This is a genomic window from Priestia sp. P5_B4, assembly GCF_056400385.1.
The window spans coordinates 1-1,225 of record NZ_JBFULJ010001037.1; the positions used below are offsets into that span (position 1 = coordinate 1).

At 35.6% G+C, this 1,225-nt stretch carries 2 protein-coding genes; both read left to right on the forward strand.

What is annotated here, in order from left to right; translation table 11 throughout:
- The first annotated feature begins 131 nt into the window (after positions 1-131).
- A complete protein-coding gene (locus AC1DRF_RS28570) occupies positions 132-476 on the forward strand; it encodes a hypothetical protein (RefSeq protein ID WP_427077127.1) in 345 nt (114 codons plus the stop codon).
- Between the two features lie 160 nt (positions 477-636).
- Positions 637-1,225: Rpn family recombination-promoting nuclease/putative transposase (locus AC1DRF_RS28575; protein ID WP_477742384.1), on the forward strand; the 589-nt coding region annotated here is incomplete at its 3' end.

Sequence of the window (1,225 nt, forward strand, 5' to 3'; positions counted from 1 at the left end):
AATAGAGAGGGGGTGATGGAAGAGTAGCGAGAAACAGATCTATGCCTTCGAAGTATGCCTAGGTAGGCAGTGGATTGCGGGGCAACTATAATTTAACTTATTTTAAAAGTTCTATAAAAGGTGGAATGCAGATGGAAAAAGAGCTCATATTTAAGTCTTATATGTTGCTGTTTGAAATCGAAATGACAATAGTAAGTATCATCGAACACGGAATGATTACACATTATGGACATCTATGGCGACAACTTTTTTTCGCAGAGTGTGGAACTACCCTTCATGATAACCTCCCGTTACTATTTGGATTAAACTCTCTTCAACCTATCTTCACTGACTATGAATTACATGATTTATGTATGTTAGCAGAAATTAAACACGCTTTAGAACGGCGTTCGCCTATCTCTCAAGATGATGTTGATCACCTTATTTTTGTCTTTCAGCACTTAAACAAAAAGAAATCCCTCTTATTATTTATCTAATTATATTCAATGTATGGGTTACTACGAAAATCTTGCGCCTAACTGGAAGAACAAGTTTTTCAATATGAACATACCGAATTAGAACGTGTGATATAGGAAGAAGAAATCTAGTCGTGATATACTAATACTAATAACAAACACAAATATGACGGAGGGCATTATGACGAAACGATTAGATTTACGTGTCGACTTTGCGTTTAAATCGTTATTTGGCACCCATGGAAATGAATCTATTTTAGCAGCCTTTTTAAATGCGGCACTTCGCTTTCCAGATGAGAAGAAGATTCAAACGGTTCAATTATTGGAYCCGCATTTTAATAAAGAAAACCAAGAAGATAAACGCTCGATTTTAGACGTACATGCGCAGTTAGAAGATGGAAGCCGTGTCAATATTGAAATTCAACTTAATAAYAAACATGACATGGAAAAACGAACRCTCTATTACTGGTCCAARATGTATAGTAGTCAAATGAAAGAAGGCATGGACTACGGGGAACTTTGTAAAACCATTACCATTAACATTGTGAACTTCCGTTATTTATCACATATGCATGATTATCACTCCACCTTTCAGTTATATGAGCGAGAACAGAAATTGCTTTTAACAGATATGCTGGAAATTCATTTTATGGAGCTACCTAAGCTATTAATTAAATGGCGAAATAAAGAAGTCGATCCACGAGAAGATCAACTTGTGCGATGGTTGTTATTACTTGAAGCATCCGAAGATGAAGAAATCACTCAAGTAT